16 protein-coding genes are annotated in these 20,264 nt (G+C 33.9%); 7 read left to right on the plus strand and 9 right to left on the minus strand.

All coding sequences use genetic code 11. The features are described 5' to 3' along the window. Positions 1-122 precede the first annotated feature (122 nt). From HMPREF3247_RS01280 to HMPREF3247_RS01295, 4 genes are all read right to left on the minus strand, one after another. Positions 123-1,235, minus strand: coding sequence for an RES family NAD+ phosphorylase (locus tag HMPREF3247_RS01280; RefSeq protein ID WP_000686457.1), 1,113 nt, complete (start codon positions 1,233-1,235; stop codon positions 123-125). Continuing rightward, a complete protein-coding gene (locus HMPREF3247_RS01285) occupies positions 1,222-2,145 on the minus strand; it encodes a sce7725 family protein (RefSeq protein WP_000291761.1) in 924 nt (307 codons plus the stop codon). The genes HMPREF3247_RS01280 and HMPREF3247_RS01285 overlap by 14 nt, the downstream gene beginning before the upstream one ends. Position 2,146: 1 nt before the next feature. Continuing rightward, positions 2,147-2,989: a sce7726 family protein gene (locus HMPREF3247_RS01290; RefSeq protein WP_000370334.1), complete on the minus strand. Its 843-nt coding sequence runs from the start codon at positions 2,987-2,989 to the stop codon at positions 2,147-2,149. A gap of 204 nt (positions 2,990-3,193) precedes the next feature. Then, on the minus strand, positions 3,194-5,983 hold the full coding sequence (locus HMPREF3247_RS01295; RefSeq protein WP_000331330.1) for a type I restriction endonuclease subunit R: 2,790 nt from the start codon (positions 5,981-5,983) through the stop codon (positions 3,194-3,196). A 212-nt stretch (positions 5,984-6,195) separates the two neighbouring features. Between HMPREF3247_RS01295 and HMPREF3247_RS01300 the strand changes: the two genes are divergently transcribed. Beyond that, entirely contained in the window at positions 6,196-6,477 is a 282-nt protein-coding gene (locus tag HMPREF3247_RS01300) for a hypothetical protein (RefSeq protein ID WP_001550030.1), read from the plus strand. A gap of 180 nt (positions 6,478-6,657) precedes the next feature. Here HMPREF3247_RS01300 and HMPREF3247_RS01305 read toward each other — a convergent pair whose 3' ends face one another. Genes HMPREF3247_RS01305 through mupG form a run of 4 tightly spaced genes read right to left on the minus strand, consistent with a single transcriptional unit; the run spans position 6,658 to position 10,953 of the window. Continuing rightward, positions 6,658-7,533: a pentose phosphate pathway transcriptional regulator RpiRB gene (locus HMPREF3247_RS01305; protein WP_000181832.1), complete on the minus strand. Its 876-nt coding sequence runs from the start codon at positions 7,531-7,533 to the stop codon at positions 6,658-6,660. 2 nt (positions 7,534-7,535) lie between these two features. After that, positions 7,536-8,990, minus strand: a complete 1,455-nt coding sequence (locus HMPREF3247_RS01310; protein WP_000159759.1) for a PTS transporter subunit EIIC — start codon at positions 8,988-8,990, stop codon at positions 7,536-7,538. 11 nt (positions 8,991-9,001) lie between these two features. Continuing rightward, positions 9,002-9,898: an N-acetylmuramic acid 6-phosphate etherase gene (murQ, locus tag HMPREF3247_RS01315; RefSeq protein WP_000432019.1), complete on the minus strand. Its 897-nt coding sequence runs from the start codon at positions 9,896-9,898 to the stop codon at positions 9,002-9,004. Beyond that, positions 9,898-10,953 carry a 6-phospho-N-acetylmuramidase gene (mupG, locus tag HMPREF3247_RS01320; RefSeq protein ID WP_000145558.1) on the minus strand — a complete coding sequence of 352 codons (1,056 nt, stop codon included), beginning with the start codon at positions 10,951-10,953 and terminating at the stop codon, positions 9,898-9,900. Before mupG ends, murQ begins: the two co-directional genes overlap by 1 nt. A gap of 585 nt (positions 10,954-11,538) precedes the next feature. Here mupG and ptsG point away from each other — a divergent pair. Next, on the plus strand, positions 11,539-13,584 hold the full coding sequence (gene ptsG / locus HMPREF3247_RS01325) for a glucose-specific PTS transporter subunit IIBC (RefSeq protein WP_001227726.1): 2,046 nt from the start codon (positions 11,539-11,541) through the stop codon (positions 13,582-13,584). On the opposite strand, the gene HMPREF3247_RS01330 is transcribed toward ptsG, so the two are convergent. Continuing rightward, positions 13,563-13,664 carry a hypothetical protein gene (locus HMPREF3247_RS01330; protein ID WP_000979526.1) on the minus strand — a complete coding sequence of 34 codons (102 nt, stop codon included), beginning with the start codon at positions 13,662-13,664 and terminating at the stop codon, positions 13,563-13,565. The genes ptsG and HMPREF3247_RS01330 overlap by 22 nt on opposite strands. A gap of 192 nt (positions 13,665-13,856) precedes the next feature. Between HMPREF3247_RS01330 and HMPREF3247_RS01335 the strand changes: the two genes are divergently transcribed. From HMPREF3247_RS01335 to argC, 5 genes are all read left to right on the plus strand, one after another. Next, positions 13,857-15,497 carry an alpha-keto acid decarboxylase family protein gene (locus tag HMPREF3247_RS01335; protein ID WP_000813553.1) on the plus strand — a complete coding sequence of 547 codons (1,641 nt, stop codon included), beginning with the start codon at positions 13,857-13,859 and terminating at the stop codon, positions 15,495-15,497. A gap of 66 nt (positions 15,498-15,563) precedes the next feature. Then, a complete protein-coding gene (locus tag HMPREF3247_RS01340) occupies positions 15,564-16,121 on the plus strand; it encodes an isochorismatase family protein (RefSeq protein ID WP_070866169.1) in 558 nt (185 codons plus the stop codon). Positions 16,122-16,396: 275 nt separating this feature from the next. Beyond that, entirely contained in the window at positions 16,397-17,752 is a 1,356-nt protein-coding gene (gene brnQ, locus HMPREF3247_RS01345; RefSeq protein WP_000728168.1) for a branched-chain amino acid transport system II carrier protein BrnQ1, read from the plus strand. Between the two features lie 252 nt (positions 17,753-18,004). Further along, positions 18,005-19,189, plus strand: coding sequence for an ornithine--oxo-acid transaminase (rocD, locus tag HMPREF3247_RS01350; protein ID WP_001084436.1), 1,185 nt, complete (start codon positions 18,005-18,007; stop codon positions 19,187-19,189). A gap of 38 nt (positions 19,190-19,227) precedes the next feature. Continuing rightward, positions 19,228-20,259 (plus strand): N-acetyl-gamma-glutamyl-phosphate reductase, encoded by a 1,032-nt coding sequence (gene argC / locus HMPREF3247_RS01355; RefSeq protein WP_000598497.1) that lies wholly within the window; start codon positions 19,228-19,230, stop codon positions 20,257-20,259. The last annotated feature ends 5 nt before the right edge of the window (positions 20,260-20,264 follow it).

A 20,264-nucleotide genomic window follows, 5' to 3' on the forward strand; every position in this document is an offset into this window, starting at 1 on the left:
GCCATGATTTAAGAGTCACCCCCATACTTTGGGCATTTTAACGCCAGAATAAATCCCCCGCCACTATGTGAAGTGCGGGGGATTATTTATATTTTATTAGAATATTCAGATTTTTGAGTGTGTCAACTTAGCTTAGTCAATGTATATTTAACGTCACTTACTCTTTTTCTTTCATAATTAACACATTCAAATAAACTTTGATCAAAAAACACAAAGTTAAAAGTACCATCTTGTAATATGCTCTCATACATTATCCCGTCATATTTAAGGCTTCGAATATAATCAGCTAAATATTGAAATGGCAAATAATCTATTCCTTGTTCATCGCTTGGATTTGTTATTCCTTTATGAATCTTTTTTAATGTTTGGTAATTTACAAAATACTTTCTAAATCCATCATCGCCAGCTTTGATTGCATTACTAGTTAAATTAGTTAAATTCGCAATTTTCAATTTCTCTTTTGTCACGTTTTTTTGTAACTTAACCTTACCTATATAAATAATGTCATTATGCTTAGGTTTAACTTCTTCTATACTGACCTGTTCTTTTGTACTAAGGTATAATACGCTTATCCATTTAGAATTCAATCTTCCTGCCGTTGCAAATCCCTTTGGTGGTGACATTAGTTCACTTTTCTCTGTAATGAACTTAACTATTCTAGATCTATATAATGGTTCAAATCTTTCTCTAAATTCCTCAATACTATAGTAATTAGTAGTGATATCGAGAAAGAACGCTAAATTCTCTAAATTGATCATATTATTATGAAATCTATTTTTATACTTCAAGCTCTCACAAAATCCATCCCAGTCATTATTTGCTACAATTAGATTTTTATTTGTATATTTTTTATCGTTTATGATTTTAGCGCCTACTAAATCTTCCAACACTCGTCTATCTAAATTTTCATCATCTTTAAAAAGTTCATTTAAAATACAACTTATTTGAGCTTCCTCAACATTAAATATACTCCAGTCGTCTTTTAATGCTATTTCAATCTTTTTACCTTCTTTTGGGCTAAAAGTATCTGGTAAATTTATACTAATATCATATAATTCTAATGCTGGTCTTAAATAATCTCTAATAAGTTCTAATTTATCTATGTCCTTAGTCGTATCAAATATTTTAACACCAAGATGATTGTTATCAATATCACAATTGTCAAATTTGCTATTATCATTTGCAATGATTTCTACGATTTCAGTATTATTAAAACATTTTTCACATATTTTCATTTTGAGACTCCAAGTATCTATTCATAATTTCTAGGTGATGCATGATAGATAACCTTTTAATTAAACCTAATCCTGGATACTTATTATTTTCATTTAATTCTTCAAATTGTCCAAGCGCATAAGATCTATTTTTAATATCTAAGTTTTTTGACCATGTTACTAATTTATCTACAGCCTCAAAAAACTTTTTACCTGGATTTGATCTATCATTATTAGAATCAGAGACAAAATGCTTAACTCTTAGCTCATTAGCCTCATCAAAATAGACAATATGTATCGCAATAGCTAATGGCGAAAAGCCACCGTCTACATATTCTCCACCTATAACAGAATAGTCTGAAAATGCTACGTATCCATCTTCCTTATAATAAAGGTGATCGTCGCTATAAAACTCGTCATCATTATCTAAATAATCAACATTACGACTTAGTTTATTAAAAGGATCCATAATGATGCCTTTGTTTGGAATATTACGCAATTTACGTTTAATGTGTCTATCATCTGGTACAAAAACCATTTCAAGTTTATTTTTATCTCCAAACATTTCCCAATCATCTACACTTGTTAAAATAGCTAAACTATTACTTGAAAATTGCTGTTTCAACCTATCATTGCCTTCATCAGAAGGACCCAAGTAAGCTTTTTGAATAACACTTTTGTTTTTTGTTATTATTTCAGTTAAATGTGCAACAGTTTCGTTACTAATCTCTTCTTCAGTTAACTTTGAATTTACTACTAAATTTATAGAGAATGCTTTTTCACCACAGTATTGCAAAGTATTTTTAAATGTGGTTGTATATTTAATTGGTTCAATTATAGGTTGAATACAATCACCAATCAAACCTTTCTCTAACAATTCTCTAATTGCAAATAGTTCATTTTGTTTCCCACGCAAATAAGGATAATACATATTAATCCTCCTTAAGAAAATGATATAGTTTATTTTTATCTTTCTTTGTCATTTTTGCGAAATATAACAAGAACTTAATTTCAGCCGGCGCTGCTAAAAATTCATCTTTGTATTCTTTCATGTTTCCTCTTTTTTTCAACTCAGAAATCATATTGTTATGCAGTTTCGTCATTGGTATTTCTTTAAACACGTCAAATAACACATCATACTCTGTGAAATCATTATAAGTTGGCACATCCATATGATTTTGTGCAATAACTCTTTTTCTTTCTTCTTTTCGTAAAAAGTTGTACATCGCTTTTGTGTTTAAGAGACTATTGTTTTCTTTAGGTTTTTGAACTTCACTCAGTGTATTTCTAGTTGTTAACACTAAAATTCCAACTGTTGTATCTTTGTATCTAGCCATAACTTTATTCAGATGTTTGTCATTTGTAATAACTACGACATAATTAAACACTTCATAATAATCATTAATTTGATTATCTAATCTATCCAGCTTATCTAATTCTGTTTTAATCTCATAGACAACGCCTTTGCCGTTTAACAATATAAAATCAGCAATACTTTTCCCTATGGGCATCTCAGAAAGTGCAGTAGTTGTATTAATAGAATGTCGTCCTAGAAGGAGTTTATTAAGTATTGTGTTTTTGTAAAAATATTCGTTACGATAAGACTTTTTAAGATAGTTATATAAAGATTTCATCTTCTGTATTACATTGATATTTTTAGGTCCCTGTATATAAAAATCATATGCCTCATCAACAACATCACTTTTATTTTTGATTGCAATTTGATGTAATATCTTTTGACTAAAAACACGATTAATCATATTTCTATTATCCATAGCTACGCACCTCCTTCAACATACATTTAATACTTATCCTGTTAATATTATAAACTATTTTAAATGCCTATAGACATTATTTCTATACACATACGATTATAAAATTGTATTGAAACCAAATGATGGTTGCCAAACACATGGTAACTAACAAAAGATAGAAAATAATAATGCCCCCTACACTAATCTAGCGAGGGGGCTGAATCATTACACACCGTATTTTTCAGTTGTTTCTGCCACGAAAGATTCAATGGCTTTTCTTGCTTTACGTTTTTCTTTCAATGGCAAATCACCAATCATTTTTTTAAGGTGATGTGGGTTTACAACACCACTATACTGGTAGTCATTTGAAATTGTTTTTAGGGCTTGTTCATCGATAGATCTCTCTCCAGCAAATCCTTTGAACTCCGCTTCTTTTTTAATGCTTTCGAAATTAACATATTCTTGATCGATATCATCATCCTTATTTAAAGAAGGTACAACATTGTCGATGAATTCTCTAATTAGATCTCGTTTTAACCTCAATGTCGGATCATCTGCATGATCTAAAATGCGTCTAATTTGTTCTTGGTTACGACGTTGTTCCGCTTTGTCTTCAAGATCAATTTGTCTCAATATATTCATAATATAATTCACATTAATCGTATCATTACGCATCATTTCTATTTCGAAATCAATATCATTTAAAATGGATACTTTATTTTTCTCAGCCGTCGCTCTTTTTACTTGATCGTACACAGCTAAATATTTACTTTTATAGTCTTCATTCTCTTGTTCATCCATTCCAATTTCATCAATTGTAAACTCAAACTCGTCAAATGCTTTTAAACGTAATATTATTTTAGCTAATAAACGATAAGCTTCAACAAAGCGCTTTAGCTCTTCTTCATCTTGAATGTCATCAACCATGTGTGGTGTCGGCACAATCATTTTAAGCTCACGATAAGCGTCCATAAATTCTTTTTTATACTCTTCATAACTGCGCATTAAAATTGTATCCGTATCATTTGTTTGTGAGAATACTCTCAGTGCATCGTCTGTCTCTTTTTTCAAGTCACGATAGTTTACAATTTTACCAAATGGCTTTGATTCTTTTTCAACCCTATTTGTACGTGAATACGCTTGAATTAAATCATGATACATTAAATTCTTATCAACATATAAAGTGTTCAGTACTTTACTATCAAAACCAGTTAAGAACATATTAACAACGATTAAGATATCAATTTTACTATCTTTAACGCCCTTTTTAACGTTTTTTGAAATATGATTAAAATACTCATTAGTTGTGTCTGTTGAAAAATTCGTCTCGAACTTTTTATTATAATCACTAATCATTATCTCTAATTTTTCACGTGAATGATATGGCACTTCACCATCACGATCATCTTCATTAGGTTTAAACGTAAATATACCAGCTATCGTTAACGGTTGTTCCAACTTTTTGTTAAGTCGCTTAAATGTCTCATAATATTTAATAAGCGCGTGAATACTTTGGACTGTAAATATACTTGAATATTGACGATTACGTGTATATTTATCATGATTATTGATGATATGTCGTGTTACTAATTCCACACGTTTATCCGCTAACCATACTTCTTCCGTATCAATTGCTTCAACCATGCTGTTATCTTCTGCTTTTAAAGCTTTATTTTTAAAAGTATTAATATAGTCAACTGAGAAACCAAGTACATTACCATCATGAATGGCATCTCTAATTAAATACGTATGTAAGCATCTACCGAAAATATCTGCAGTTGTTCTACCATCTTGACTACTATTTTCTGGAAAACGTGGCGTACCAGTGAATCCAAAGTATTGGGCATTTTTGAAATGTTGTTTAACTAGACGATGCATGTCACCAAATTGACTGCGATGACACTCATCAATAATAAATACAACTTTATTCGTTTTATACTGTTCTAATAAATGGGCATTCCCTTGAATCGCTTTAGCCATTTTTTGAATCGTCGTTACAATAAGTGGCAAACTTTTATCATTTAGTTGGCGTACCAGTTGCGAGGTATTAAAAGTTTTGTCTACAGCACCCTTAGCAAATTTATTAAATTCCTCTTCTGTTTGACTATCCAAGTCTTTACGGTCAACCAAAAAGATAACTTTCTTAATGTCATCTTGCTGTGATAAAATCTGACTCGCTTTAAAAGAAGTCAATGTCTTACCACTTCCAGTTGTATGCCATACATATCCATTATTCCCTGTCTCAGTCGCTTGTTGAATAAGTGCTTCTACCGCATACACTTGATACGGACGCATTGCCATCAGTATTCTATCTGTTTCATTAATAATCATATAGCGCGATATCATCTTAGCTAATTGACAGGGTCTCATAAACGACTCAGCAAATGATTGTAATGTATTGATTCGGTTATTCTGTTTATCACTCCAATAAAACATGTGACTCTTCAATAGTTCGCTATCATTATTAGAAAAGTATCGCGTTTCAACACCATTACTAATGATAAACATTTGTATGTAGCGGAATAAGCCTGTGTAATTTTGTTTGCGGTAACGTTTTACTTGGTTAAACGCCTCATTAATATCAATACCTCGACGTTTCAATTCAACTTGGACAAGGGGTAGTCCGTTGATTAATATCGTTACATCATAACGTGCTTTATATGTATCCTCGACAGATACTTGATTCGTCACTTGAAACTTATTTTTACACCAACTTTTCTTATCTAAAAACGACAAATAAATCTCAGACTCATCATCACGTCTAAGTGGTAATTTATCACGTAAAATACGGGCACTCTCGAAAATACTTTTCCCATCAATCATCGTTAACAGACGTTGAAATTCTTTATCTGTTAAGGGATTGCCTTCTAATTTGTCCGCATGACGCTCATTTAAAATCGTTCTAAAATTATCAAGCAATTGCTTATTATCACGTATCGTTACTCTTTCGTAACCCAATTGTTCAAGTTGATTCATCATTTCATTTTCTAATGCGTATTCACTTTGGTATGCCATTCATATCCCCTTCCATACACTTTCTATTGCTCTAAATATATCATAAACTTTAATGAAAAATGTTTGTTTTTTATCTTCAAACGTAAATTTATTCTAATTTTATTGTCTTATCTTTTAATATTTGTCTTTGAGGTAAGTCGTATACTAAAATTTGAATACAAATAATCAAATCATTGATAAATTTTTTGTCTACGATTAATGGAGGGACTTGAATGGTGTTAATTACCTATCAAATCATTTTATTTTTTATTATTAGTCTAAGTTACTATTTAACTTTAAATCATTACATGGCAGTCACTGTAGGTAACTTCACTTCAATATTCGGCATGTTCGCAGCCATACTCTTTATGTACTACTACCTACTCTATAAAAGTCCCGAATACAATCAACGCAAACGATTTAAACATTTCATTCATATCACTAATTTGATAATAATTGCTTTTAGCACCTTCGTATTAGTTCATTTAGCATTAAAATTATTCTTCAGCATTTAATTTCCATCTATGAAAAAAGCAAAGCTCAAATCTGAACTTTGCTTTAATTTGTCACGCCTTTATCATTTTCAAAATAGCCTCTATGCCAGTTTTACAAACTTGTAGCAACAATTTTTCATCAAGCAACTGAATCACATCAAAAACTTCAATTGTTTACGTTGCAACTAACTTTATATTAATCTAATGTTTAAAATCTATCGTCGCAAGATGCTTCCTGTAATTATCAAGTGCCATTTTCGATTGGGTTATACAATCTAGAATCGCATGATAATTTAATGCTACAAATCGATAGTACAATATATCTACCGTGAATAACTGTGCAAATAGTGACGTTGTAGCCGCCATACGCATTTCATTTTCATCAGTTCTGCCATAAATCAATGCATAGTCTGCAATTTGAGCCACTGGATTATTAGCTGTACTAGATATAGTTATGATGGGAATACTGTAATGTGTGGCCACCTGTGCAATTGACTGCAATTCACTATGACTACCTTGATTCGTCACAAAAATCATGCAATCTCTATCATCATGCGTCGCAAATGTTGACACAAGTAAATGCGTTTCATGTAATAACCTGACATTTAAGCCAATACGAGATAACTTTTGAAAAAGATCACCAATAGTCAAACTCGATGCGCCAAATCCAAATAAAAATATTGTCCTGGCATTTTTCAACACATCACAAATTGCATCAATTTGCGCATCCATAATATTAGTAGCTACAAATCGCATCGTATTCGTTGCTCTAGCAATCATTTTATTTTTCAAAGTTTCTACAGATTCATTTTCAATCAATTCTAAATGTGGATTGGTTGCAATATCTTCGGGTAAGTATCGAGATATCGCAATCTTTAGCTCTTGAAAACCTTGATGTGTCATTTTCCGACTAAATCTAACAATTGATGCTGTACTAACATTCGTAACATCTGCCAAATCATTCACAGTCATATCAATGATTTTATGTGGATTCTTTAAAATGTAATCAGCGATTATCTTTTCTGTCTTCGTAAAATCACTCAACTGCTTATCAATGCGATATAAAATATTTGTCATCATTAATCACCCAACAAATCTGTCTGTCGCATCGCCTTTGTCGTTCCAAATAAATATGTACAAACGAATCCACCAGCATACGCAGCAAGTAATCCTGCAATATAACCTAAATACATATTATCTGAGATTAATGGTAATAGTGACACACCACTTGGGCCTATTGCTTTGGCACCAATATGTCCAATTCCACCTATTACAGCGCCACCAATACCACCACCAATACAAGCAGTTAAGAAAGGTCGACCTAACGGCAAAGTCACACCATAGATTAATGGTTCTCCGATACCTAGGAAACCAACTGGCAATGCACCTTTTAAAGTATTACGTAATGTTGTGTTGCGTTTACATCTTACCCAAAGTGCTAATGCGGCACCTACTTGTCCAGCACCAGCCATCGCTGCAATTGGCAATAAGTAAGTAGCACCAGATTGGTTAATCATTTCTATATGAATTGGCGTAAAAATATGATGAAGCCCTAACATAACTAATGGTAGGAAGCTTGCTCCAATGATAAATCCACTAAATACGCCACCAATACTAATAATTCCGTTAACTACTGAAACTAAACTGTCTGAAACAAAACCTGCTAATGGCATAAAGATAAAGATAGTTAATAGTCCTACAATCAACAATGCAATAGTCGGCGTTACAATAATATCAATCGCATTTGGCACAATTTTATGCAATCTCTTTTCGACAATACTTAAAATCCAAACGGCAAAAATAACGCCAATAATCCCACCTTGTCCAGGTTGCAATGGTTCTCCAGTGAAGACATTCATTAAAATATTTTTACCAGCAATACCCGTTAATAACGTTGTACCACCAATCACGCCACCAAGTCCTGGTGTCGCACCAAATTCTTTAGCCGCATTAATACCAGTGAAAATAGCTAAGTATGCTAACATACCGTCTTTAATGACATTAAATACTGTTATAAGTTGCGTAATCCAAGCACCTGAAATATAGCCTGCCACCATTAAGTTACTCAGTACTGCTGCAATACCACCAATTAATCCAGCTCCAATAAATGCAGGAATCAACGGTATAAAGATATTGGCAATTGATTTCAATACTTTATTCAACTTACCATTCTTTTGTTTTGCTTTATGTGCTTCTTTATTCGCCTTTGCTTTATCAGCTGCATATGATTTATAGTCCATTTTTTCACTATCATTGTGATTGTGTGGTATTTGGTCACCTAGTTTAACACCACTTAATTCCGCCATATGATTAGCCACTTTATTGACTGTACCAGGTCCAACCACAACTTGAATGCGTTCATCGTGTATAACACCCATGACACCATCAATATGCCTTAGTTCTTGGTCATCTACTTTATTTTCATCTAATACTTTAATACGCACACGTGTCATACAGTTCATGACACTATCTATATTATCCATACCACCTACTGCAGCAATAATTCGTTCTGCAAGTTGTTGTTCTTTGGTCATTTAAATCCCTCCTAAGGTTGTCTATCTCTGATTGCTCGTTTAACAATGTCACCATTGTTTAATAACCGTCTTGTTGCTTCTTCCTTAGAAATGCCACACATACCCATAACTGTCGCAACTTTCACATCATGCTCAGACACCTGATATAACACCATTGCTTCATCATATGTGATAGCACATATTTCTTGAATAATACGCACTGAACGGTCGATCAGTTTTTGATTGGTTGCTTTAACATCAATCATGAGGTTATCGTAAACTTTTCCGACACCAACCATTGTGATGGTTGAAATCATATTTAAAATTAACTTTTGTGCTGTACCAGACTTTAAACGTGTTGAACCAGTTAATACTTCTGGACCAACTTTAACTTCTACTGGATACTGCGCAATTTCACTTATAACTGCATGTTCATTGCATGAAATAGATACTGTTGTAGCACCGATTGTGTTAGCAAATGTTAAACCGCCTATAACATATGGCGTTTTGCCACTCGCGGCAATTCCTATAACGACATCTTTTGATGTTAAATCTATATTTTTCAAATCTTCTTCCGCTAATTTTTTGTGATCTTCCGCACCTTCTACAGCCATCGTCATAGCATGTTGTCCACCAGCAATAATGCCTATAATTTCATGAGGGTCAGTATTGAATGTAGGTACACACTCCGCTGCATCTAAGACACCCAATCTTCCACTTGTACCTGCACCGATATAAATCAATCGTCCACCCTTTTTATACTGTGCAATTGTTTTTTTAATTACTTTTGTCAATTGTGGTATTGCCTTTCGAACTGCTAACGGGACTTGCTGATCTTCTTTATTCATCGTAATTAAAGCCTCTTCCACAGTCATTTCATCAAGATGCATCGTCGCTTCATTACGCGCTTCGGTCGTACTATTTTCCATCACTTCTTACACTCCCTAGTTTTTTGAAAATCAAATGTATCATTCGGCTCGATACAACTTAACAGTGGTAAGTCTTCTTTAATAATTTGTGCAACAACATTCACATTGTCATGTGCACTAAGCGTTTGTCTCACAATTTGCATTTCACCTTGATAACGTCCGTTATTCAAATTATCAACGGTTACTGAACCAATGCGTCGTTGCGTCGTAAACTGTGGTTGAATCGAATGTGGACATATTTGTCTTGACGTTTCCGAACGAATGACATTTTCCGGATTATCCGGGCGTACTTTATGACACATATCGAAAAGGTAAGTCACTGTCGTATCAAACACTTCTTCAATACATAACGTGAAATGCCTATGCTTGCAAAAATCTATAAGTTGTTTTGCCTGCCTCATTTCAATCAATGAGTCTCCAACTAACACTTCAGATACACCAGTTTCTTGTAATAATTTAGCTGCAACGACAGGATGACTATGTCTCGTTGCTTCAATTGTTGGCAAGCCTTTATGCAAAGGACCTCGCAAATCACTCCCTACAATAAAACCATATATTTGTGCCTTTGGATTAAATTGATAAATGAGTTCATTTTTCTTATTGACCAAGTCAACAGATAATCCCGTATCTGGTCTTGGATAATAGTTATGACAAAATGAAAGTAATGTAAAATCATTCAATTGTTGATGTAAGCTTGTTAACAATTCCCGGGAAATAATACTTGCATTCAAACAGCACTTTAAACCCTGTGCCATTATCGCTTCGATTGCCTCAATTGATGTACTATGATCGATACGAATCATAAATTGCGCATCATATTGTCGAAGATGCTCATAAAAAGATGGTGTTAATATAGATGGATTAGCATCTATGAGGTAAGTCACTTGTTCATGTTTTAATAAATTGAGTAGTTTTGTGAAATAATGATATTTTGTCTCGTCATCTTCTTCTGGTATTTGTACAGATGTAAAAATCATTTGGTAACCTTGTTTAATCATTCGCTTAATATACGCTTCATCTAAAGGTTGTCCTAAATACACTGAAAAGCCTGTCAAAGTAGCCCTCCTTAACAATATAATTATTAGGAAAATATAGTTGAGTTGTGTAATCGCTTACATTTTACTATAAGAGAAAACACATTACAATATTAATCAGTTAAAGCCTGTTCATTGTAATAATCTTACATATTTCTGTCACAAGTTAATTATTACACCATCAAAGATTATCCTTTCTTTTAAGTGCTGATAATAGCTGCTACTGCTGGATTATTACAACAACTTTTATACATTTTATTCAGGATTATCTTATATTATGTTTTAATAATAATCTGTGAACAATTAAGAGATTTGAAATTGAATTTAATAATTGTATTGAAAACGCATACTTCACCATGCTAAAATAGGAGTCGCAAACAAATAAGATTCAATAAGATGTGATGGTAAGCTAGATAAACTAACGTATCAGTTTTATATACTACTTAGTCAATTGCTTCTTTTACATTAATTACATACACCAACGTGTTACTAAGTAAGATTAGGCATGAGTTAAATTAAGCTGTGATGGTTACCAACACAGTCTATTTGCTCGTGTCTTTTTTTATTGAATCTTAAATAATAAATACAACTTTGGAGGTTGGACAAGTGAGGAAGAAACTTTTCGGTCAATTGCAACGTATTGGTAAAGCGCTAATGTTACCTGTTGCGATTTTACCAGCAGCTGGTCTGTTATTAGCTATCGGTACAGCTATGCAAGGTGAATCATTACAACACTACTTGCCGTTTATACAAAATGGTGGCGTACAAACTGTCGCTAAATTAATGACAGGTGCTGGTGGTATCATTTTTGATAACTTGCCTATGATTTTCGCATTAGGTGTCGCAATCGGATTAGCTGGCGGTGATGGCGTAGCAGCTATCGCAGCATTCGTCGGTTACATAATCATGAACAAAACAATGGGCGACTTTTTACAAGTTACACCTAAGAATATTGGTGATCCAGCGAGTGGTTACGCTAGCATTTTAGGTATCCCAACATTACAAACAGGTGTGTTCGGCGGTATTATAATCGGGGCCCTGGCAGCTTGGTGTTATAACAAGTTCTATAACATTAACTTACCATCTTATTTAGGTTTCTTCGCTGGTAAGCGTTTCGTACCTATTATGATGGCTACAACATCATTTATTTTAGCATTCCCAATGGCATTAATTTGGCCAACGATTCAATCAGGATTAAATGCATTCAGTACAGGATTATTAGATTCAAATACTGGTGTTGCCGTATTCTTATTTGGTTTCATCAAGCGTTTATTAATTCCATTCGGTCTACATCACATTTTCCACGCACCGTTCTGGTTCGAGTTTGGTTCATGGAAAAATGCAGCTGGTGAAATTATTCACGGTGACCAACGTATCTTTATCGAACAAATTCGTGAAGGCGCACATTTGACAGCTGGTAAATTCATGCAAGGTGAATTCCCTGTTATGATGTTCGGTTTACCTGCAGCAGCTTTAGCAATTTATCACACAGCTAAACCTGAAAATAAGAAAGTAGTAGCAGGTTTAATGGGTTCTGCTGCTTTAACATCATTCTTAACTGGTATTACAGAACCATTAGAATTCTCATTCTTATTTGTAGCACCATTATTATTCTTTATTCACGCAGTACTTGATGGTTTATCATTCTTAACATTGTACTTATTAGATCTTCATCTAGGTTATACATTCTCAGGTGGTTTCATCGACTACTTCTTACTCGGTATACTACCTAATAAGACACAATGGTGGTTAGTTATTCCTGTAGGTCTTGTATACGCAGTTATTTACTACTTCGTATTCCGATTCTTAATTGTAAAATTAAAATACAAAACACCAGGTCGTGAAGATAAGCAATCACAAGCTGTTACTGCTTCAGCAACTGAATTACCATATGCAGTATTAGAAGCTATGGGTGGCAAAGCAAACATTAAACATTTAGACGCTTGTATCACACGTCTACGTGTTGAAGTTAACGACAAATCTAAAGTTGATGTTCCTGGTTTGAAAGATTTAGGCGCATCTGGTGTATTAGAAGTCGGCAATAATATGCAAGCAATTTTTGGTCCTAAATCTGACCAAATCAAACATGAAATGCAACAGATTATGAATGGTCAAGTAGTAGAAAACCCTACTACTATGGAAGACGATAAAGACGAAACTGTTGTTGTTGCAGAAGATAAATCTGCAACAAGCGAATTGAGCCATATCGTTCATGCACCATTAACTGGTGAAGTAACACCATTATCAGAAGTGCCTGATCAAGTGTTCAGCGAAAAAATGATGGGTGACGGTATCGCTATCAAACCTTCACAAGGTGAAGTTCGTGCACCATTCAACGGTAAAGTACAAATGATTTTCCCAACAAAACATGCAATTGGTCTTGTATCAGATAGTGGTTTAGAACTATTAATCCACATCGGTTTAGACACTGTTAAATTAAACGGAGAAGGCTTTACTTTACATGTTGAGGAAGGTCAAGAAGTTAAACAAGGTGATTTATTAATCAACTTTGATTTAGACTACATCCGCAATCATGCAAAGAGTGATATTACGCCTATTATCGTGACACAAGGAAACATTACAAACCTTGATTTTAAACAAGGTGAACATGGCAACATTTCATTTGGCGATCAATTATTTGAAGCTAAATAATGCTTACTATAAACAGGTGCGTATACCTTCATAAGGTGACGCGCCTGTTTTTTCTTTGCTATTGTATTTTGCAGCATCATTGATAGTTCGCTCTCCCCTTAAATTTTGAATTTTAAAATCATCAATTAAAGCCCCCCTTCATACTCATTTCCTAAAAAATATTAATTGTTCACTATTGTTAGCGTTTTCACAACAAAGTCAACTTCCTTGACCTTACACTATATTCGAGGCTATCATTTTAAGTGTAAATATAGAGAAAAGGTGGTTTTTTTATGAAACAACGCATTGGAGCTTACTTAATTGACGCTATTCATCGAGCAGGCGTCGATAAAATTTTTGGTGTTCCTGGTGATTTTAATCTCGCTTTTCTAGACGATATTATCAGCAATCCCAATGTAGATTGGGTAGGAAATACAAATGAATTAAACGCAAGTTACGCAGCGGACGGTTATGCCCGTCTTAATGGACTCGCTGCATTAGTTACTACATTTGGTGTTGGCGAATTAAGTGCCGTCAACGGTATCGCAGGTTCATATGCTGAACGCATACCTGTCATTGCGATTACAGGTGCGCCGACACGTGCTGTTGAACAAGGCGGTAAATATGTACATCACTCACTTGGTGAAGGTACATTTGACGACTACCGAAAAATGTTTGCACATATAACCGTTGCACAAGGTTATATCACACCTGAAAATGCAACAACCGAAATACCACGTTTAATTAATACAGCAATCGCCGAAAGACGCCCAGTTCATTTACATTTACCAATCGATGTCGCAATCTCTGAAATTGAGATACCGACACCATTTGAAGTGACGGCAACTAAAGATACGGATGCATCAACATATATAGAGTTATTAGCATCTAAATTGCATCAAGCGAAGCAGCCTATCATCATTACTGGACATGAAATTAACAGTTTTCACCTCCATCAAGAATTAGAAGATTTTGTAAATCAAACACAGATACCAGTAGCACAACTTTCATTAGGAAAAGGTGCTTTTAATGAGGAAAATCCATATTATATGGGTATTTACGATGGGAAAATTGCCGAAGATAAAATACGAGATTATGTGGACAACAGCGATTTAATTTTAAATATTGGAGCCAAATTAACAGATTCAGCAACAGCAGGATTTTCATACCAATTCAATATCGATGATGTCGTTATGTTAAATCATCATAATATCAAAATTGACGATGTTACAAATGACGAAATATCTCTACCATCGTTGTTAAAACAGTTATCCAATATTTCATATACGAATAACGCATCGTTCCCTGCTTATCATCGTCCAACATCACCCGATTATACTGTTGGCACAGCACCATTAACACAACAAACTTATTTTAAAATGATGCAAAATTTCTTAAAACCAAACGATGTCATCATTGCTGATCAAGGTACATCATTCTTTGGTGCTTATGATTTAGCATTATACAAAAACAATACTTTTATAGGGCAACCGTTATGGGGTTCTATCGGCTATACATTACCTGCAACATTAGGTTCACAATTAGCAGACAAAGATCGTCGTAACTTATTATTAATTGGTGATGGCTCATTGCAACTAACTGTTCAAGCTATTTCAACTATGATTAGACAGCATATTAAACCGGTATTATTTGTGATTAATAATGACGGCTATACGGTAGAACGACTTATTCACGGCATGTATGAACCTTATAATGAAATTCACATGTGGGATTATAAAGCTTTACCAGCTGTATTTGGTGGTAAAAATGTTGAAATTCATGACGTTGAATCATCAAAAGATTTACAAGACACGTTTAATGCAATTAATGGTCATCCCGATGTGATGCATTTTGTCGAAGTCAAAATGTCTGTCGAAGACGCACCGAAGAAACTCATCGATATCGCTAAAGCTTTTTCACAACAAAATAAATAATTTCATCGTAAACAGGGTATAAGTTTAAGCGAATACTTTATTAAACGAAAAGGACTCTGATATAAGATGATTAATTTTAATAAAACCGCTTTAGTGTTAATCGACCTGCAAGAAGGTATACTTAAGATGGATTATGCGCCACATACAGCTGAAAATGTCGTTCAAAACGCTAATAAATTAATAGATGTTTTTAGAAAAAACAATGGCTTTATCGCTTTTGTTCGCGTGAATTTCTATGATGGTAAAGATGTATTGCAACCAAATGCAATGATCTCATTACCACCAAAAGAAGGCGACGACTACAGTCGTTTCCATCATTTATTAGACAAGAGAGGTGACGATTTTGTCATAGACAAACGACATTTTAGTGCATTTGTAGGAACAGATTTGGACTTACAATTGCGACGTCGAGGAATTGATACGATTGTTCTTGGTGGTGTCGCAACGCATATTGGCGTAGATACGACAGCGCGAGATGCCTATCAATTAAACTACAATCAGTTTTTTGTTACAGATATGATGAGTGCACAAAACGAAACGCTACATCAATTTCCAATAGATAATGTATTCCCATTGATGGGACAAACAATAACTACAAACGACTTTCTAAATGTATTGAACTAAACATATACTTCCCCCCTTCGATCATGTTGAGGGGGATCTTTATTTCACAAAGTATTAATACGTCGGGTTGTCTAACCTTCTATATTTAACATATTCTATATCTGTTAAATCGTTCTTAACTTACGCCCCTACTACATAAAAAACAGTATTTATTCCGGAATTTTCAAAAAATTTAGTATTTATTGCAAAATTATGTATCACTTTATGTTTAATTTTTGATATTATCTTAATTAAGTAGATTTTTATAAGTTCTAAAAAGGAGAACAAATACATATATGAAGAAGAAACTAACATTTAAAGAAAACATGTTTATAGGTTCTATGTTATTTGGTTTATTCTTTGGTGCCGGCAATCTTATCTTCCCAATACACTTGGGTCAAGCTGCTGGTTCTAACGTTTTTATCGCTAACTTAGGATTTTTAATTACAGCAATTGGCTTACCATTTCTAGGTATCATTGCTATTGGCATTTCAAAGACATCTGGTTTATTTGAAATTGCATCGCGTGTTAATAAAACATATGCTTACATTTTCACGATTGCCTTATATCTAGTTATCGGACCATTTTTCGCCTTACCTAGACTGGCAACGACATCATTTGAAATTGCATTTTCGCCATTTTTATCACCAAAGCAAATCACTTTATATTTATTTATTTTTAGCTTCGTCTTCTTTGTGATTGCATGGTTTTTTGCGAGAAAGCCATCAAGAATTTTAGAATATATCGGTAAATTTTTAAATCCGGTATTCTTAGTATTATTAGCAATTATTTTATTATTTGCTTTTATCCATCCATTAGGTGGCATATCTGATGCACCTATTAGTAAACAATATCAATCACATGCCTTATTTAACGGCTTTTTAGATGGATACAATACCTTAGATGCGCTAGCGTCATTGGCATTTGGTATCATCATTGTTGCAACGATTAAAAAGTTAGGTATCGAAAATCCAACTGATATCGCTAAAGAAACAATTAAGTCTGGTACTATCAGTATCATTATGATGGGGATTATTTATACCCTACTAGCAATCATGGGTACATTAAGTATTGGTCATTTCAAACTTAGTGAAAATGGTGGTATTGCCTTAGCGCAAATTACGCAATACTACTTAGGTAACTACGGTATCGTCCTGTTGTCACTTATCGTTATGGTTGCTTGTTTAAAAACAGCCATCGGTTTAATTACGGCATTTTCAGAAACATTTGAGCATTTATTCCCGAAACTGAATTACCTAGCGATTGCAACAGTTGTGAGCTTTATTTCGTTCTTATTCGCGAATGTTGGCTTAACTAAAATTATTATGTACTCAGTCCCAGTGTTAATGTTCTTATATCCATTAGCAATTGCCTTGATTGTACTAACATTATTTAGTAGCAAATTCCATCATTCCAAGATTGTGTATCAATGTACCATTTTCTTTACAATGATTGCCGCATTAATAGACGGATTAAAAGCTAGCCCAGAGTTCATTTCAAGCACATCATTCTCACAAACTTTGATTAATTTCAGCCAAAAATATTTACCATTATCAGACATTGGTATGGGCTGGGTTGTTCTCAGTTTGATTGGTTTCATTATCGGCTTCATTATTTATAAAATTAAGCATCGTAAAATTCCACAAGCATAATACTATGCCACAGTCATATGTTAAACATATGCTTGTGGCATTTTTTATTCATACTACATTAAACTGCAATCGTATACATACATATCAATGATTATCCACAAAAAATATTAGTACTTTCATTTTACAAATCACATTAATACAAACACAACCTTATCTTTATATTATTAAATTTACATTTGACACTTATATTGAACAACTGTAATATATTAATATTAATTCTTTAAAATGTATAAATATAAAGGAGGGAGACCGATGAATTCAATCATTGAATTAACTGATTATTATAGCTCTAATAATTATGCACCACTTAAGCTTGTCATTTCTAAAGGTAAAGGTGTCAAAGTTTGGGATACTGATGGCAAACAATATATAGATTGCATTTCGGGTTTTTCAGTTGCAAACCAAGGCCATTGTCATCCAACAATTGTTAAAGCGATGACAGAACAAGCTTCAAAGTTGTCTATCATTTCACGTGTCCTTTATAGTGACAATCTCGGGAAATGGGAAGAAAAAATTTGTCATCTTGCTAAGAAAGACAAAGTACTCCCCCTTAACTCTGGTACTGAAGCTGTTGAAGCAGCCATTAAAATTGCTAGAAAATGGGGCTCTGAAGTTAAAGGCATTACTGACGGACAAGTTGAAATCATCGCTATGAATAACAATTTTCACGGTCGTACACTTGGCTCATTATCACTATCTAACCACGACGCATATAAAGCAGGATTTCACCCCCTACTTCAAGGCACTACAACAGTAGATTTTGGAGACATTGAACAATTAACACAAGCTATTTCACCGAATACAGCAGCAATTATTTTGGAACCAATTCAAGGTGAAGGTGGCGTTAATATACCACCGAAAGGATATATTCAAGCTGTGCGTCAACTATGTGATAAACATCAAATATTATTGATTGCAGATGAAATTCAAGTTGGTCTTGGTAGAACTGGGAAATGGTTTGCTATGGAATGGGAGCAAGTCGTTCCAGACATTTATATTTTAGGTAAGGCATTGGGTGGCGGCTTATACCCTGTATCTGCTGTACTTGCAAATAATGATGTCATGCGTGTTCTAACACCAGGTACACATGGTTCAACATTTGGTGGTAACCCTTTAGCCATTGCAATATCGACGGCAGCGCTTGATGTACTTAAAGATGAACAACTGGTTGAACGATCAGAACGCTTAGGTTCATTTTTATTAAAAGCGTTGCTACAACTTAAACATCCTAGTATTAAAGAAATTAGAGGTCGTGGTTTATTTATAGGCATAGAGCTTAACACAGATGCTGCACCTTTTGTGGATCAACTGATTCAACGTGGAATCTTATGCAAAGACACGCATCGTACTATCATTCGATTGTCTCCACCTCTAGTCATTGATAAAGAGGAAATCCATCAAATTGTTGCAGCTTTTCAAGACGTTTTTAAAAATTAACAATTAATCATTTATATATGACATAGGAGGGATTCATGATGATTAAAGTAGGTATCGTTGGCGGTAGCGGTTATGGCGCAATTGAATTAATTCGATTGTTACAAACACATCCTCATGTAACGATTGCACACATCTACTCACATTCAAAAGTAGATGAACCGTTGAAATTAACATTTCCACATTTACAACATATTATGCAACATTTCGAAGCACTTACAGTGGACAATAATGACTGTGATGTAATTTTCTTTGCGACACCAGCACCCGTAAGTAAAACATGTATCCCTCCCTTAGTAGAAAAAGGTATTCATGTTATCGATTTATCTGGCGCATTTAGAATTAAGAATCGTGAAATATATGAAACATATTACAAAGAAACTGCTGCAGCACAAGATGATTTGAATCATGCTATTTACAGCATTTCAGAATGGCAATCGTTTGATAACAATGGAACGAAGCTCATTTCTAATCCTGGCTGTTTCCCTACAGCAACATTATTAGCATTACATCCACTTATTAGCGAAAAAATAGTAGATTTGTCATCTATTATTATTGATGCTAAGACCGGCGTGTCAGGTGCTGGTCGTTCATTATCACAACGTGTTCATTTTTCAGAAATGAATGAAAATCTAAGCGCTTATGCAATCGGAAACCATAAACACAAACCGGAAATCGAGCAATATTTATCTATCATTGCGGGTCAAGATGTATCAGTCATATTTACACCACATCTCGTACCAATGACACGAGGTATTTTATCAACAATATATGTCAAATTATCATCTGAATTTACGACTGAATCATTACATAAATTAATGACCTCTTATTATGCTAATCAGCCATTTGTCAGAATTAGAGATATTGGGACTTTTCCAACCACAAAAGAAGTACTCAGTAGTAACTACTGCGATATCGGTATCTATGTAGATGAAACATCACAAACAGCAATTTTAGTATCAGTGATTGATAACCTTGTCAAAGGCGCAAGTGGGCAAGCCATTCAAAATTTAAATATATTATATGATTTTGAAGTGACGACTGGCCTAAATCAATCACCAGTTTATCCATAAGGGGT

The sequence above is a fragment of the Staphylococcus sp. HMSC36A10 genome (genome assembly GCF_001838845.1).
Taxonomy (GTDB): domain Bacteria; phylum Bacillota; class Bacilli; order Staphylococcales; family Staphylococcaceae; genus Staphylococcus; species Staphylococcus aureus.

Coding starts and splice junctions, on each gene's coding strand:
- HMPREF3247_RS01340 (WP_070866169.1), top strand. CDS start 15,564: ATGATTAATTTTAATAAAACCGCTTTAGTGTTAATCGACCTGCAAGAA.
- HMPREF3247_RS01310 (WP_000159759.1), bottom strand. CDS start 8,990: ATGACCAAAGAACAACAACTTGCAGAACGAATTATTGCTGCAGTAGGT.
- brnQ (WP_000728168.1), top strand. CDS start 16,397: ATGAAGAAGAAACTAACATTTAAAGAAAACATGTTTATAGGTTCTATG.
- HMPREF3247_RS01330 (WP_000979526.1), bottom strand. CDS start 13,664: ATGATGCTGCAAAATACAATAGCAAAGAAAAAACAGGCGCGTCACCTT.
- HMPREF3247_RS01305 (WP_000181832.1), bottom strand. CDS start 7,533: ATGACAAATATTTTATATCGCATTGATAAGCAGTTGAGTGATTTTACG.
- argC (WP_000598497.1), top strand. CDS start 19,228: ATGATTAAAGTAGGTATCGTTGGCGGTAGCGGTTATGGCGCAATTGAA.
- HMPREF3247_RS01285 (WP_000291761.1), bottom strand. CDS start 2,145: ATGTATTATCCTTATTTGCGTGGGAAACAAAATGAACTATTTGCAATT.
- HMPREF3247_RS01300 (WP_001550030.1), top strand. CDS start 6,196: ATGGTGTTAATTACCTATCAAATCATTTTATTTTTTATTATTAGTCTA.
- murQ (WP_000432019.1), bottom strand. CDS start 9,898: ATGGAAAATAGTACGACCGAAGCGCGTAATGAAGCGACGATGCATCTT.
- rocD (WP_001084436.1), top strand. CDS start 18,005: ATGAATTCAATCATTGAATTAACTGATTATTATAGCTCTAATAATTAT.
- HMPREF3247_RS01295 (WP_000331330.1), bottom strand. CDS start 5,983: ATGGCATACCAAAGTGAATACGCATTAGAAAATGAAATGATGAATCAA.
- HMPREF3247_RS01290 (WP_000370334.1), bottom strand. CDS start 2,989: ATGGATAATAGAAATATGATTAATCGTGTTTTTAGTCAAAAGATATTA.
- HMPREF3247_RS01280 (WP_000686457.1), bottom strand. CDS start 1,235: ATGAAAATATGTGAAAAATGTTTTAATAATACTGAAATCGTAGAAATC.
- HMPREF3247_RS01335 (WP_000813553.1), top strand. CDS start 13,857: ATGAAACAACGCATTGGAGCTTACTTAATTGACGCTATTCATCGAGCA.